Raw genomic sequence first — 12,298 nt, 5'->3', positions numbered from 1 at the left:
CATCGCGGCCAGCCTCTCGATGCGGCGGTTCTTGGCGCGCACCGCCCCGGGCAGATGAACGGCGCCGGAGACCGCCCACGGCCCGCCGAAGCCGATCAGCGCCCACGGCCACCCCCAGTCGACCGCGGCGAGGACCACCAGCCCGACGTAGACGAGGAAGACCGCGAAACTCGGCCAACCCAGCCCACGACTGGGCTCATGCGGAGTGTTGGAGAACTGGTAGGCGTGCGGTCTGCCCCGCGGGTGGCTGACCCCGATCTCCCGGCCCTCCCACGCGGGGGTGATCATCTCGCCCCGCTCACCGTCGTTCGTCACGGTGACCTCCTGACCCGAGGCCGGGTCGCGGTAGGAGACGACCACCGATATCCCGCCCGTCCGGGACCCGCCGTGCCGCGGCTCCCGCACCCGCTCGATCCGCCCTGTGAGCCGGACCGTCCGCTGCGCCTTGGTCACTCCGGCCAGTGACATGCCGTACCCGACCAGTGCCGCCACACCCCACACCGCACACCACAGCACCAGAAACTCGTCCCACCCCATACGCCCTCCTCCTGTCGATCCGGTCAACTGCCGCTGCGCCGCAGCACTTTGCCCCGGCCGTCCGCCTGAAGCGTTCCCGTGCCCCCGCCGCCGGTGACCACGACCCTGAGCGTGAGCGAGCCGGTGACGCCGTCGGCGGTGAGCTGCCAGCTCTGCGGGGAGTCGACGCCGAGGGTGGTCCTCGCCTCCTCGACCAGGCCGGGGACGCGATCGTAGGGCAGGGACCTCGGGTCGAACCCGGCGGTCGTCGCGCCGGTGGGGGAGAAGACGACCGTCAGCAGGCGGTCCTGCACGACGACGGTGAGCGCCTGACGCTTGTCCGCGCCCTGCGTCAACGACTCGACGGCCTTGCGTAGTTCGCCCGCGTCGAGCATCGACTGGCCAGGACCGAGGGTGACCGTGCCCGTCGCCGACGTCACGGTGGTTGTGGACGACGAGGAGGAGACGGACGGCTTGGGGGCGCCGCTGTCGCCCTCGTGGGAGTCGAACAGGACGGCACGGAACAGCAGGAGCACGGCGACCGCGCCGAGCAGCAGGCCCAAGAGCGTGAGGAGGCCGCCGGCGCAGCCCGCCGGGGAATCGCTCTTCATGGCCGGACCGGGCACCGAGTCCACCTGGGCCACGGCGGCCCGCTCCTCCCACTCCGGCGTCGGCCGCTTCACGATCCGCACCTTCCACGGCCGGTCCGGTCGATACTCGACCACCACAACCCCGCGCGGCCGGTAGTCGGCAAGCTCGACGACGTTGACGTCCTGCCGGAACTCGACACGGAACGCGGGTGCGTCGTCCGGCGCGACGGTCAGCTCGAACCGCACCGGCACGTCGCTGGTCTCACCCCTGACGGCCTCCAGATCCTCGATCACCGCGAGCGCCGTACGCGGTACGACGGCCGCCTCACGGGCCCGGCGCGGCAGAGTGCAGAGGAAGAAGAGCAGACTGTAGGCCGCGGGCAGAACGAGCCCCAGGACAATCAACGACGCCTTCTCGACGACGCACCCGCTGATGAAGGCGGTCAGCGACGCCCCGATCACACCACCCGTCAGGAACCCCAGGGCGAGGTCGGCAGGCGTGTTGTATGTGGGCGGCGCGCCCGCAGTGATTGTCATGTGGTCGATTGTGCACATCCTAGGCTTCGAGCCAGACCGCGTGATCCGTTGCCAGCACACCGTTCTCGACAGAGGCGCTGCCGAGGAGGACGGAGAAGTGGTCGGGGAGTGGGTACGGGGTGGCGGAGAGGTTGACCACGCAGACGAAGCCGGGGTCGCGGCGGAAGGCGAGGACGCCGGGTGGCGTGTCCAGCCAGGTCATGGTGCCCTCGCCGAGGGCGGGGTGTTCGCGGCGCAGGCGCAGGGTGGTGCGGTACAGCTCCAGAATGGAGGTCTGGTCGCCGGTCTGTGCCTCGACAGTGAGCTCGTTCCAGTTGGCGGGCAGCCGTCGCGGCCGGTGTCGGTGTGTCCGGAGCGTTCCCAGATGGGGTCCTGCAGGACCTCCTCGGGCAGGTCCTCGACCTCGGGGAGGCCGAGTTCCTCGCCCTGGTAGATGTAGGCGCCGCCGGGGAGGGCGAGGGTGAGGAGGGCGGCGGCGCGGGCGCGGCGTGTGCCCAGGCCCAGGTCGAGAGGGCCGTCGGGTTCGTAGCGCTCGCCGGCGACCCAGCGTTTGGCGGCGTTTCGGCCGTAGCGGCTGGGGTGGCGCATGACGTCGTGGTTGGAGAGGACCCAGGTGGCGGGTGCGCCGACGGCGCCGAGCATGGCGAGGGAGTCGTCGATGACCGTGCGCAGCTCCTTCGCGTCCCAGCCGGCCATGAGGAAGTCGAAGTTGAAGGCGGTGTGCAGGGCGTCCTTGCGGACGTAGGCGGCGAGGCGCTCCGGGGTGTCCGCCCAGGCTTCGGCGACGAAGCACCGGTCACCCTCGAACTCGTCGGCGACCTTGCGCCAGGTGCGGAAGATGTCGTGGACGTCGTCGCGGTCCCAGTGCGGGTGGTCGGTGTGCTGCCGGGGCTGCTGGCGGTCCGGGGCGGGGCGGGGTGGCAGATCGGGCAGTTCGGGGTCTTTGACGAGGCCGTGGGCGACGTCGATGCGGAAGCCGTCCACGCCCCGGCTGAACCAGAACCGCAGGACGGCTTCGAACTCGGCGTGGACGTCGGGGTGGTTCCAGTTGAGGTCGGGCTGCTCGGGGGCGAACAGGTGCAGGTACCAGTCGCCGTCGGGCAGCCGGGTCCAGGCCGGGCCGCCGAATTCGGAGACCCAGTTGTTGGGCGGCCGGGTGCTGTCGGGGCCGCGGCCGGGCCGGAAGATGTATCGCTCCCGCTCCGGGCTGCCGGGGCCCGAGGCCAGGGCTGCCTGGAACCAGGCGTGCTGGTCGGAGGTGTGGTTCGGGACGATGTCGGGGATGACGCGGATGCCGTGCCGGTGTGCCTCCGCGATGAGCTGCTCGGCCTCGGCCACGGTGCCGAACAGTTCATCGATCGCGCGGTAGTCGGCTACGTCGTAACCGTGGTCGGCCATCGGCGACTTGTACCAGGGGTTGATCCAGATGGCGTCCACGCCGAGCGACTTGAGGTATGGCAGGCGGGAGCGGATGCCGACGATGTCGCCGACGCCGTCGCCGTTGTGGTCGGCGAAACTGCGGATGTAGACCTGGTAGATGACGGCGCTGCGCCACCACGGTGGGGTACCGGGAACGGACATGCGGCTGATTGCTCCTTGGACGCGGGGGTGTTGGGCGGCTGCTTCGCCGCGCCGGCGGTCAGTCCGGCGACGATGCGACGCTGGAAGAGCAGCACCGTGATCACCAGGGGGATGGTGACCAGGACCCCTGCCGTCATCCGGCTGCCGGAGGGGGTCTCGAACCGGGTGGCGCCCGGCGAACGTGGAGATGGCGGCCGACGCTGTCTGCATGCCGGGCTGGTTCGTCATCGACAGAGCGATGAGAAACCCGTTCCAGGCCGCGGTGAAGGTGGTGATCGCGGTGGTGAAGATGCCCGGTGCGGCGAGCGGGGTGATCACCTTGCGGAACGCCTCTCGGATGGGCCGGGCGGCTGCAACAACCGGTCGCCGGGTTGTTCGCCGGGCCTCCGCCGGCCGCAGCCCGCCAGCGTATTGACGCCGGGCTTGGCCAGTGGTGTCAGGCCGTAGAAGATGCGTGGCGAGCCGTCGAGCGTGAGTGTCACCTGGCCCCGGGCCGATGACAGCTGCCGGCTGCGGCCGATGGCGTCCAGTTGGCGTACGGCGTTGCCGGCAGTGACCGTGAGGAGGGTCTTGGTCGGCCATGGGTCGATCCATACCTCGGGGGCGGGGAAGTGCCAGTCGGTGCGCCGGCCGGAGGTGTTCAGCAAGTAGCCGTCGGCCCGGTTCCACAGGACGACCGCCGGGCCGTCGGGTGTGTCGAACCACAGGCCGAAGGTCTGCGGGTCGGGGAAGGTCAGCCAGCCCTGGAAGGTGGCCTGATCGAGTACGCGGGCCGCGGTCGCGTACGCCAGGAGCGACGGCTTCGGGCTGAGGTCGCGGTTCATCAGCCCGTAGTGGTATTCGACGTTGTCCGGATCGGCGACCTGCGGCATGCCCAGCACGCTGTCGTGGAACTGGTACCAGCACACGCAGGTGATGCCTTCGGCTTTCGCCAGTGCCAGGTTGAGCAGGACGTTCTCGGCGGCGTGCCGGTAGGTGTCGTGCCACCAGCTGTTCGGCTTGGTCGGTGCGTAGGCTTCGGTGAGCCAGACCTCCTTCTCGCCGTGCTGCGCCATCAGCGTCTTCAGTTGCTTCAGTCCGCCGTAGAAGTTCCAGTACGTGCCTTCGGGGCCGGTGGTCCAGTCGTCGCCCGGAGGTATGTAGTCCGGGGTGAAGTTGCCGCGGCCGGGGTGATAGGCGAACGCGTCGATCAGGTCCCAGCCGCCGGCGGCGATGAAGGTCTCCACCCAGGGATTGTCCATCCCGGCGAGTCCGTTGTTCATCAGCTTGACGGCGGCGCCGGTCGCGGCCCGTCGGTCGAAGACCGGGCGCAGCGCCTTGTCCAGGTAGGTCTGGGCGGCTGCTCCGGTGTTGAACGGCCGGTTCAGTTCGTTGCCGACCTCGAAGTAGCCGGCTCCGGCCCCTTGCGCCACGGTCAGTTTGTCGGCTGCCCAGGCTGCGGCCTCGGTGTCGGTCGCGTCGAGTGACGGTTGCAGTTCGATGTTGTGGCGGATGCCACGTGCGTCGAACGCTGAGGGCGGCAAGCCCGGGCCGCCGTCGTAGGCGATGCGGACCAGTGCGATGCCGACCCGCTGCCAGAGGTCGAGTACGGCGTCGGCGCTCGGCCGCTGCAGCCACGGGTAGTTGGCGATCCCGAACATGCTGTCCGCGCGGGCCTGGTAGGTGAACGGTGGCAGGGTCGCGAGGTTGGTCCGGGCGAAGGCCTCGTCGTCTGCGGACCGTACGACGACCTCGGCGAGCGCGATGCCGGCGGCCGGCGCGGGCACGGTGAAGGTGTGCTGCCAGGTGCCCGCCGCGGCGATGCTGCCGGTCACGGTGGTGGAGGCCAGTTGCGCGCCGTCGAAGTCGCGTACCGACAGCTGCAGTTCGGCCGGGCGTGCGGTGCCGCCGTTGGCGACCAGGGCGGTGAGCTGCATCGGCTCGCCGGGGACCTGGTAGAGGTTGAAGTCGCGGTCGGTGGTCAGCTCGAGGCCGAGTTCGCGGCCGCGGCCGATGGTGGCTGTGGCCGACGGCCTGGTGTCGGAGAAGAAGAAGTCGGCCCGGCTGGTCCACCCGCCGGCCGGGTCGGCCGTTCCGGGTGCGTGGACCCAGGTCGCGTTCGTCCAGGCCTGGCGTGAGCGGTCCAGCAGGAACAGTCCGTGCCGGCTGCCCCAGGTCGAGGTGTGTGCGATGCCGACGGTTTCCTCGTAGGGGATGCCGCCGCCGGCGTCGCGGACCCATTCGGTGATCGCGATGTAGTCGTCGGGCGCGGTCGGCGTCTGGATCGCCCGGCTGAACAGAAAGCCGTCCGGCACCAGGGTGTCCGCGCCGGTGATCCGCCACTCCAGCCGGGCGTGCCCGGTGGTGACGCTGAACCAGCCGGTGACGGTGGCCTGCCCGGCGGCCGCGTCGAAGGCGTAGTCCATCCGGATTGCCGGTGTTCCGTCCTGCAGGGTGGCCAGTGCGGGGGTGCCGCCGGTCGACAGGTGGATGCCGGTGAGCTGGTCCTTGATCTGGAACTTCGACCCGGCGCTGCGGGTGACGCCGGCCGCGTCGCGTATGGCGAGCCGGCCGCCGATGCCGGCCAGCAGGCTGATCCCGCCGGCGGTCAGGGTGACATCGCCGTCCGCGGCGAGGGCCGTCACGGGGGTGGGCTCGGCGATCAGTACGACGCCGGCCGCGAGCGCCGCGCCGAGAAGACCGCGACGGCTGAGGTGGGCGCCTTCGGCAGGTGGGGTCGTCATCGTCTGCTCCTGTCTGGCCGCGAACTGTCGTGATAATGCCTATCTTCAACGTCGTGACACGGACGGTCTCAACCCAACAACCCGATAGTCAAGGGGTATTGCGCTCTTGTTTCCAGCGGTTTAATGTCGCCGAGGTCTGTTGAAGTTACGCATTATCACCGGAGGATCGATGCCAACGAAGCCGCGCCGGGTCACCCAGCGCGAAATCGCCGAGATCGCGGGGGTCAGCCAGACCACCGTCTCGGTGGTGCTGAACGACCGTGACGGCACGAACGTGCGTATCCCGGAAGAGACCCGGGCGCGGGTCAAGCGGGCGCTTGAGCAGGCCACCTACGTCGCCGATCCGGCGGCCCGCCGGCTGGCCGGTCTGGACAACCAGATCATCGGCGTCTTCACCTACGAGGAAGCCCTGTCGCCGGAGAGCCTGGACTTCTACGGCCCGCTGCTGAACGGGATCGAACGTGCGGCCGAGGCGATCGGCTGGGACCTGCTGTTCTTCACGTCCTCACCGGTCGAGAACGGCACCCGCAGTCTGTTCCATCGCAAGACCCGGCTGCGGCTCACCGATGGCTGCATCCTGCTCGGCCAGCAGATGGTCGGGTCCGAGCTGGAACGGCTGGTCGCCGAGCAGTTCCCGTTCGTCGCGGTCGGCCGCAGGGACGAGACGGCCGCGGCCGTGCCGTACGTCGGCGTCGACTATGTCACTCCGGCGGACGCCGTGATCGACCTGGCTGCGAACAGCGGACACCGCCAGGCCTTGTATGTGCACCGCGGCCGCGACACCGCCACTGCGCGGGACCGGCGCGGCGCGGTCGAGGCCGCCTCGGCGGCGGGCCGCATGGCGTTCATGCTGGTGGGCGAGGAGCGCGTCGCCGAGCTGCCCCGACTGGCTCGGGCCACGGAGGCCACGCTGATCATCGCCGAGGACGCCTTCCTCACCGAGGATGTCATCCTCTCGCTCGTCGGTGCCGGGGTGGACGTGCCTGGCGAGATCTCGGTCGCCGCGTTCGGTGAGGTCCGTGGTCATCGCACCGACGGACGGGTGCTGACGGGCTTTCGCGTGCCACGCAAAAAGGTCGCCGCCGAAGCGCTTGAGCTGCTGCAGCGGCTGGTCACCACCGACCCGCAGGAGTGGGCCGATCTGGACACCCAGCGGCTCCTGGCAGCCGAGGTCGAAGCGGGCGACACCATTGTCGCCCGGTCGGCAGGGCTGTCGTGAACAAGATCGCCACAGACGTGGCGGTCATAGGCGGCGGTCTCGGATCGGTAGCAGCCGCTCTCGCCCTGCTGCAGCGCGGACACCGGGTGGTGATGACCGAGGAGTACCCGTGGCTGGGTGGCCAGCTGACGTCGCAGGCGGTGCCACCGGATGAGCACATCTGGGTGGAGCAGTTCGGCGTAACCGCCCGCTACCGGAGGCTGCGGGAGAACATCCGTCGCTACTACCGGGACCACTATCCGCTGTCGGCGGCGGCTCGCGGGGACCGTGAACTCAACCCGGGGCGCGGCCGGGTGAGCCGGCTGTGCCACGAGCCGCGAGTGGCGCTCGCAGTGATCGACGCTCTCCTCGCGCCGTATCGGTCGAGCGGCAGGCTGACCATCCTGCAGCCCGCGGTTCCGGTCGGGGCCGAGGTCGTGGACGGGGTGGTCCGCACGGTCACGGTCGCGGATCCGCAGACCGGGGCGCAGAGCGTGATCACGGCGGAGTTCGTGCTGGACGGCACCGAGACCGGTGACCTGCTGCCGCTGACCGGCACCGATTACGTCGTCGGTACCGAGGCGCGGTCCGACACCGGTGAGCCGAGCGCTCCCGACGTCGCCGACCCGGCCAACGTGCAGTCGATCGCGTGGTGTTTCGTCTTCGACCATGCCGCCGGGGATCACACGATCGCCCGGCCCGACGACTACGACGACTGGCGCTCGTTCGAGCTGCCCTACTGGGGCGCGCCGATGCTGTCGTTCACCGCGCCCAATCCGCGCACCCTGGTGCCGGAGCAGCGCACCATGATCGTAAATCCGGAGCAGGACGTCTCCGGTGATCCGCGGTTCGACGCCGGCGATCAGGACCTGTGGCAGTTCCGGCGGATCGCCGCCCGGCAGACCTTCACCGACAGCCTGTACGACAGCGACATCGTGCTGGCCAACTGGCCCCAGCTGGACTACGTCGGCGGCTCGATCATCGACACCGCCGAACGACTGCAGCATCTGGCCGCGGCAAAGGCGCAGTCCCGGGCCTATGTCTACTGGCTGCAGACCGAGGCGCCCCGGCCCGACGGTGGCCGCGGGTGGCCGGGACTGCGGCTGCGCGGGGATCTGGTGGGAACCAGCGACGGCTTCGCGCAGGCTCCGTACATCCGGGAATCCCGCCGGATCAAGGCGCTGACCACCGTCCGCGAACAGGACATCTCGATCAAATCCCGCGGGTCCGGCGGGCCGGCCCGGTTCGATGCATCCGTCGGGGTGGGGATGTACCGGATCGACCTGCACCCCTCGACCGGCGGCGACAACTACATCGACGTCGAGTCGGCGCCGTTCGAGATCCCGCTGGGCGCCCTGGTCCCGGTCCGGACCCAGAACCTGATCCCCGCCGCCAAGAACATCGGCACCACCCACATCACCAACGGCGCCTACCGACTCCACCCGGTCGAATGGAACGTCGGTGAGTCCGCGGGCGAGCTCACCGCGTTCTGCCTCGACCGCGGACTGAGCCCGCAGCAGGTCGCCGCCGAACCCGCACTCGTCGATCAGCTTCAACGTCGCCTGGTCGAGGCCGGCGTCGAACTCCACTGGCCCGAGGTCGTCGGCTACTGAGCCGGACAGATCGCGTCGAACTGCACTGCCCGAGGTCGCCGGCTACTGAGCCGGGCCAGCCAACCAGCACGTCGAAGGGAACCACCATGATCAGAACCAGAAAGGCGCTGAGCGCTGTCGCCTTGACGACGGTCCTTGCACTCAGCGCGGCCTGCGCCGGGCCGGCGGCCGACACTCCGGACAAGGCAGCAGAGCTGCGGATGACGGTCTGGACCTCGGACGAAGCTCAGCTGAAGCTACTCGACAGCATTGGCGACGCCTACCGGGCCGACCATCCCGACGTTGCGAAGATCACCTTCGAGAGCCTGCCATTCGCCGACTACAACACGACGCTCACCACACAGATCGCCGGAGGCAACGCCCCGGACCTCGCCTGGATGGGCGACCTCTCGCGGGATCTCATAGCCTCCGACGCACTCGTCGGTCTGACCGACAAACTCAAGGCCACCCCGGGCTGGAAGTACGACGACCTGCTCGACAGCGTGACAGCGGAGCTCAGCCGCGACGGCACGCTGTACGCCTACCCGTTCTCCAACTCGCCGTACGCCCTCTACGTGAACACCGACCTGCTCGCCAAAGCCGGACAGAAGATCAATCCGGCCACACTGACCTGGGATCAAGTCGCAGCCGCCGGAGCGGCCGTCCACGCCAAGACCGGCAAGGCCGGCTTCGTCGTCCGCGACTTCGACTACAAGGCGTGGAACGTGCTGGCCACAGTGTGGACCGGCTGGGGCGCGTCAGCGTGGAGTCCGGACGGCAAGACCTGCACCTTCGCCAGCCCCGAGATGCAGCAGGCCTTCACCTTCCTGCACGACGCGGCGTTCAAGACCCAGGCGATGCCGGGCCCGGGCACCACCGCCGACTTCTTCGCCGGCGATGCCGCCTTCACCATCGCGCAGGTCTCCCGCGCCTCGCTGCTGACCGGCACGTTCGACTTCGGGCTCTACCCGCTGCCCGCGGGCCCCCGCGGGAAGTACTCCGTCCTCGGCCAGGCCGGGGTGGGCGTACTGGCCTCCAGCAAGCATCCGGACCAGGCGGCGGACTTCCTCGCGTACCTGACCAATCCGGAGAACGCCGCCAAGCTGGCCCAGTACTTCCCGCCGCCGCGGAAGTCGTTGCTGACCGGGGACAAGCTCGCCGCGAACAACAAGGTCCTCAACGCCGCCCAGCTGCAGGACGCGGTGGTCGACCAGCTGCCGGACGCCGTCACGCTGCCCAACCACACCAGCCCGGCGGAGATAGCCCAGAAGGGCAAGACGGCGCTTGATGCGGTGTGGCGCCCGGATGCCGACATCCCGGCCGTCCTGCGCTCGGTCTGCGCCGCGATCGATCCGATTCTGGCCAAGTGACCAGGACACGGGCCGCTGAGCGGGCCACCCCGCAGGCCGCCGGGCAGGCGGCTGCGCCGGCCGTCGCCAAGGCCGCACGCGCATCCGGGCCGACCTTCTGGACGACCCGCCGGCGGGACGTGCTGACCGGCTACCTGTTCATCCTGCCGCAGCTCGTCGGGGTGGCGGTGTTCGTCCTGCTGCCGGTCGGCATGGCGATCTGGTACAGCCTGAACGACTGGAACGTCTTCACCGGCAAGCAGACCTTCGTCGGCGGCGAGAACTACGCGGCCCTGGCCGACGATCCGCAACTGCCCAAGGTGCTGCTGGCAACGGTGCTCTTCTCCGGCGGGGTGGTGGTCGTCAACATCACGCTCGGGCTCCTGATCGCCGTCCTGCTGAACCGCAAGTTCCGCGGTGTCACGGTGTTCCGGATGCTGTTCTTCTCCCCGGTGGTGGTCTCCGTGGTCGCCTGGACCCTGGTCTGGGGCTTCCTGCTGCAGGACAACGGCGGCATCAACGGCCTGCTTGGCACGGTCGGGATCGACGGGCCGAACTGGCTGCAGGAGGGCGACACCGCGATGGTGTCGGTGATCCTCACACAGGTGGTGCGCAGCGTCGGGGTCAACATGGTGCTGTTCCTGGCCGCCTTGCAGGGCGTGCCACGGGAGCTGTACGAGGCCGCCCGGATCGACGGTGCGAACAGCCGCACGGTCTTCGCCCGGATCACGTTGCCGCTGATCTCCCCGACGGTGCTGCTGACCGTCATCGTCACGGTGGTCGGAGCGTTGCAGTCCTTCGCCCAGATCGCCGTCCTGACCGGTGGCGGGCCGGAGCTGTCCACCACGGTCCTCGTGTACTACGTGTTCCAGCAGGCCTTCGAGTTCAACGACATCGGCTACGGCTCGACGCTGGCCCTGATGCTGCTGTCCTTCGTCATGCTGCTCACCTTGCTGCAATGGCAGCTGCGTCGTAAGTGGGTGTTCTATGAGGACTGACAGGGTCCGGTCGGTACTGCTGGTGATCGCTCTGGGCGTGCTGGCGATCCCGTTCGTGGTGCCGACGATCTGGATGGTCGCCGCGTCGGTCAAACCACTGGCGGAAATCTTCGATGCCCCGCCATCGCTGTGGACCGACTCACCGACACTGTCCGCATACGCCGAGGCATTCAGCTTTCAGCCCTTTGCCCGGCAGTATCTGAACAGTGTCTACATCGCCGCACTGGTCACACTGATCACCCTGTCGGTGTCCAGTCTGGCCGGGTACGCCTTCGCCCGGATCCGGTTTCCCGGGGCGAATGCGCTGTTCCTGGTGGTGCTGACCGGGATGCTGGTGCCGAGCGAAGTGACGATCGTGCCGCTGTTCCAGCTCTTCAAATCGGCAGGCCTGATCAACACGCACTGGCCGCTGATCCTGGTGACCGCACTGGCCGCACCGTGTGTGCTGGCCACGTTCATCATGCGGCAGTTCTTCATCGCTCTCCCGGTCGAGCTGGAGGAGGCTGCCCGCCTCGACGGCCTCGGCCGGCCCGCGATCTGGTGGCGGATCTGCCTGCCGCTGGCCAAACCGGCCCTGTCGGCGGTGGCGATCCTGACCTTCCTCGCCTCCTGGAACCTCTACCTGGAACCCACGGTGTACCTCACGTCACCAGAGCTGTTCACGTTGCCGCAGGCCCTGACCCGCTTCACCGACGCCTACGGCGGCCAGATGTGGAACACTCAACTCGCCGCTGCCACCATGACCGTCCTGCCGATGCTGATCGTCTTCGTCCTGGCCCAGCGCCACTTCGTCGAAGGCCTGTCCCACTCCGGCCTCAAATGAACGCCAGGTTGGCGACCGTCGGCAGCCGCCTGTCGCCGCTCTGGCACCGCGCCACGGCCGTCTGATTCCGGGACCGCGACGGGAGGGGGCGGCGAGGTCTCATCGCGGTCTGTTCTCTGCTCCTGACGACAGGGACGGTATGCGCGAGCTGGTTACAAGCGAGTACGGAGGAGCTGGATAGTGAGCCGTGAAGCTGTGCGTGCGGCGGTGGCTTGAAGTACCGCTCGCGATGCCCGATGGAACCCTACTGAAGCGGGAATGCGGTACCCCGCAAGGCAATGCCGCTTAGTTAAGAAACGGCGAGGATTTTGATGTGGGGTGGGTCGGGGTGGTGGATGGTGGTTTCGGTGGGCTGTTTCTTTCTGTAGGCGTGGACGTGGATGCGTTTTAC

General features: G+C 68.9%; 7 protein-coding genes and 2 pseudogenes. 5 read left to right on the top strand and 4 right to left on the bottom strand.

What is annotated here, in order from left to right; all coding sequences use genetic code 11:
• The 4 genes and pseudogenes from ABZY11_RS38010 to ABZY11_RS37995 form a co-directional block, all read right to left on the bottom strand.
• Positions 1–537 (bottom strand): annotated as a pseudogene (locus ABZY11_RS38010) (DUF3592 domain-containing protein); the annotation flags it as partial.
• A gap of 23 nt (positions 538–560) precedes the next feature.
• Complete coding sequence (locus ABZY11_RS38005; RefSeq protein WP_356483539.1) at positions 561–1,643, bottom strand: hypothetical protein; 1,083 nt, start codon at positions 1,641–1,643, stop codon at positions 561–563.
• A 19-nt stretch (positions 1,644–1,662) separates the two neighbouring features.
• Positions 1,663–3,224, bottom strand: a pseudogene (locus ABZY11_RS38000) (alpha-amylase family glycosyl hydrolase).
• A 314-nt stretch (positions 3,225–3,538) separates the two neighbouring features.
• Entirely contained in the window at positions 3,539–5,947 is a 2,409-nt protein-coding gene (locus ABZY11_RS37995) for a hypothetical protein (RefSeq protein WP_356483538.1), read from the bottom strand.
• A 169-nt stretch (positions 5,948–6,116) separates the two neighbouring features.
• Between ABZY11_RS37995 and ABZY11_RS37990 the strand changes: the two genes are divergently transcribed.
• The 5 genes from ABZY11_RS37990 (at position 6,117) to ABZY11_RS37970 (ending at position 11,907) form a co-directional block, all read left to right on the top strand.
• Positions 6,117–7,166 carry a LacI family DNA-binding transcriptional regulator gene (locus ABZY11_RS37990; protein ID WP_356483537.1) on the top strand — a complete coding sequence of 350 codons (1,050 nt, stop codon included), beginning with the start codon at positions 6,117–6,119 and terminating at the stop codon, positions 7,164–7,166.
• 5 nt (positions 7,167–7,171) lie between these two features.
• Positions 7,172–8,758: an FAD-dependent oxidoreductase gene (locus tag ABZY11_RS37985; RefSeq protein WP_356483540.1), complete on the top strand. Its 1,587-nt coding sequence runs from the start codon at positions 7,172–7,174 to the stop codon at positions 8,756–8,758.
• A gap of 86 nt (positions 8,759–8,844) precedes the next feature.
• On the top strand, positions 8,845–10,107 hold the full coding sequence (locus tag ABZY11_RS37980) for a sugar ABC transporter substrate-binding protein (RefSeq protein ID WP_356483536.1): 1,263 nt from the start codon (positions 8,845–8,847) through the stop codon (positions 10,105–10,107).
• Positions 10,104–11,084: a sugar ABC transporter permease gene (locus ABZY11_RS37975; RefSeq protein ID WP_356483535.1), complete on the top strand. Its 981-nt coding sequence runs from the start codon at positions 10,104–10,106 to the stop codon at positions 11,082–11,084. Before ABZY11_RS37980 ends, ABZY11_RS37975 begins: the two co-directional genes overlap by 4 nt.
• Positions 11,074–11,907, top strand: coding sequence for a carbohydrate ABC transporter permease (locus ABZY11_RS37970; RefSeq protein ID WP_356483534.1), 834 nt, complete (start codon positions 11,074–11,076; stop codon positions 11,905–11,907). The genes ABZY11_RS37975 and ABZY11_RS37970 overlap by 11 nt, the downstream gene beginning before the upstream one ends.
• Positions 11,908–12,298: the final 391 nt, after the last annotated feature.

The sequence above is a fragment of the Streptomyces sp. NPDC006510 genome (genome assembly GCF_040611955.1).
GTDB lineage: Bacteria > Actinomycetota > Actinomycetes > Streptomycetales > Streptomycetaceae > Streptomyces.
Note: the sequence above shows the minus strand (reverse complement) of the source record. Positions and strands in the feature narration are given on the sequence as shown.

Bases quoted from the DNA above. Each gene is read 5' to 3' on its own strand.
- ABZY11_RS37970 (WP_356483534.1), top strand. From the start codon at position 11,074: ATGAGGACTGACAGGGTCCGGTCGGTACTGCTGGTGATCGCTCTGGGC.
- ABZY11_RS38005 (WP_356483539.1), bottom strand. From the start codon at position 1,643: ATGACAATCACTGCGGGCGCGCCGCCCACATACAACACGCCTGCCGAC.
- ABZY11_RS37980 (WP_356483536.1), top strand. From the start codon at position 8,845: ATGATCAGAACCAGAAAGGCGCTGAGCGCTGTCGCCTTGACGACGGTC.
- ABZY11_RS37990 (WP_356483537.1), top strand. From the start codon at position 6,117: ATGCCAACGAAGCCGCGCCGGGTCACCCAGCGCGAAATCGCCGAGATC.
- ABZY11_RS37995 (WP_356483538.1), bottom strand. From the start codon at position 5,947: ATGACGACCCCACCTGCCGAAGGCGCCCACCTCAGCCGTCGCGGTCTT.